This window comes from Nesterenkonia ebinurensis, assembly GCF_008711175.1.
GTDB classification, from domain to species: domain Bacteria; phylum Actinomycetota; class Actinomycetes; order Actinomycetales; family Micrococcaceae; genus Nesterenkonia; species Nesterenkonia ebinurensis.
Genome location: NZ_VWNF01000026.1, coordinates 1 through 2783 on the forward strand (window position 1 = coordinate 1; position 2783 = coordinate 2783).

1 protein-coding gene is annotated in these 2783 nt (G+C 63.0%); it reads left to right on the forward strand.

Annotation, left to right across the window (positions count from 1 at the left end; all coding sequences use genetic code 11):
• Positions 1-2783: Ig-like domain repeat protein (locus F0311_RS09335; RefSeq protein WP_191089849.1), on the forward strand; the 2783-nt coding region annotated here is incomplete at both ends.

Consider the following 2783-nt stretch of genomic DNA (forward strand, 5'->3'; position numbering starts at 1 on the left):
GCAGGATGCGGTCACCGAGGTCTGCGACAACGGGGTAGGCGAGGTCACCCTCGAAGGTACCATCACCGCAGACGACGGTGAGAACCTGGCCCTGACTGTGGGTTGTGATCTCACTCTTGATCTCAACGGCTTCGATCTGACGGTCGAGAACCCAGGTGAGGACAATCCTGCGATCCACGTGCCCGGTGGTTGGGGCGAAGAGGACGATGACGCTCACCTGAGGATCACTGACACCTCCGAGGACGGCAACGGCACCCTGGCTGCTACCGGCGGCGAATATGCTGCGGCGATCGGCGGCAGCGACAGGGGCAATGGCGGGGACGTGACTATCTCTGGCGGTGTGGTTGAAGCCCTCGTCGGCCACCACGCTGCGGCGATCGGTGGCGGCCGGGGCGGCGACGGCGGGACCGTAAAGATCCACGGCGGTGAGGTCACAGCCGTCAGCGTCTGGGAGGGTGCGGGGATCGGCGGTGGCTACGCTGGTGATGGTGGGACCGTAGAGATCCACGGCGGTGAGGTCACGGCCAATAGCTTCTACCAGGGTGCGGCGATCGGCGGCGGCCCCGGTGGTGATGGTGGGACCGTAGAGATCCACGGCGGTGAGGTTAGAGCCAACGGCGGCAGCAACGGAGGTGCGGGGATCGGCGGTGGCTACGCTGGTGATGGTGGGACCGTAGAGATCCACGGCGGTGAGGTGACCGCCACCACAGGCACTGGTCTCGCCGGTAGCGGCGCTGGTATCGGCGGTGGCGGCGGTGGTGATGGTGGGACCGTAGAGATCCACGGCGGTGAGGTTGAAGCCAGCGGCGGCGGCAACGGAGGTGCGGGGATCGGCGGCGGCTTCCAGGGTGGTGGCGGGACCATGACTATCTCCGGTGGTGAGGTGACTGCCACCGGTGGCTTCGATGGTGCGGGAATCGGCGGCGGCTTCCAGGGTGCTGGCGGGACCGTGACTATCTCCGGCGGTGAGGTGACTGCCACCGCTGGTGGTGAGGTGACTGCCGCCGGCGGTACCCGTGCTGCGGGGATCGGTGGCGGCGACTTCGGTGCTGGCGGGGACGTGACTATCTCCGGTGGTGAGGTGACTGCTACCGGCGGCACCGACGTCGCGGGTGTTGGTGCGGGTCTTGATAGTGGTGATGGTGGTTCGTTGACGATCGAGGCTTTGGCGGCTGAGGGCTCTGCCGAGCATGGTGGTGGTTCTGAAGACCTACGTGCACCCATCACCTGGCCAGAGTCTGTCGAGGGTGACTTGTATGCGTTGGCTGAAACTAGCGAGACCGACGAGGGTAACCCGGTTTTCGAGGTGAACTTCGGGTATGTCCTTGAGGTCATGGACTTCCGTGACGGTGTGGATCAGGCGCCGGTGGTTGTCCAGGACCAGGAGTTCCTGCCCTTCGGTGGTGAGCCGTTTACTGGCGGGCTGCCGGATGAGACAGTGCCGGAGGGCTTTACCTTCACCGGATGGCGCGATGGGGCACCGGATGGCGATGTGGTCGCCGAGGAGGATCTGGCTGGGCTGCTGGAGTCGGGTTCGGTGTTCCTCTATGCCACGGCTGCGCGTGCGGAGCTTGACCCCGAGACCATCGTGGCCGGCGAGACCGCCACAGTGACCATGGAGGCATTCAATACCGAGGGGGCCCTGGACGATGTTACCGGGGACGCTGAGATCACTGTGGACGGGGAGCCTGCACCGGGCCCGGAGGTCTCACCCACGCAGGCCCGCAGCTACACCGTGGGGGTCGAATATCGTGGTGCGAGCCTTCCTCACATGAGTCTGGAGGTCGAGCCCGGCGAGGCCGACTCCCTGGTAGTCGATGGCCCCACCGAGGTCACTGAGGCTGAGACGGTCACCTATACCGTGGAGCTGGCTGATGTCCACGGTAATGCGGTCGACGATGTCACCAGTCAGATCGACGTGGACTCTGATGTCTCCTCGAACGTGGGTGCTGATGAGATCACGGTCAACGATGATGATGAGATCGTGGTCGAGTTCGTCTTCACTCCTGAGGAACTGGTTGACCGGGAGCTGGTCTTCACCTACACCGACGAGAACGGTGAAGAGATCACCGTCACTGTGGAGGTGGAGGTCTCCAGTGCGGTGGAGGACATCGAATTGGATGCACCGTCCTCTGTTGGCTACGGAGAGACTGAGTCTGTCACCGTGGAAGCCTGGGATGCTGAGGGCGATGTGTTGGGTGATGTCACTGATTATGCTGTTGTTGCTTCGGATGGTGATGATGACGAGGTCGACGGTGCTGAGGTGAGGTTTACTGGTGCTGGTGAGCGTGAGCTGACTGTCACCTACCGGGGTCATGCGGAGACTGCCACGGTGTTGGTGGATCAGATTGCCACCAATGCGACCGTCATCGTGGATGAGGAGACCATCACCGCTGGTGAGGATGCGGTGATGGATGTGACAGTAGAGTCCCAAGTTCCGGATGAGCACACACCTACTGGTGAGGTTGGTGTCTGGCTGGAGGACGCTGACTTTGACGAGGATGAACCCCTAGCTACGGGCCCCCTGTCTGATCGTGAGGTCACCCTTGAGATCGAGGGTCTGACGGAGGCTGAGGACTATGAGCTGGTCGTCCGCTATCCCGGTACCACCGACCTTGCACCAAGCACCTCTGACCCGGTGACGGTGACGGTGGAACCGGCTGCCCCGGTCTCGATTGAGGTCACCGGGCCTCAGAACGCTGTAGAGACAGCTACGGCGTCGTATCAGGTGCAGGCTTTCGACACTTACGGCAATCTGATCGGGAATGTGACTACCGAAACTG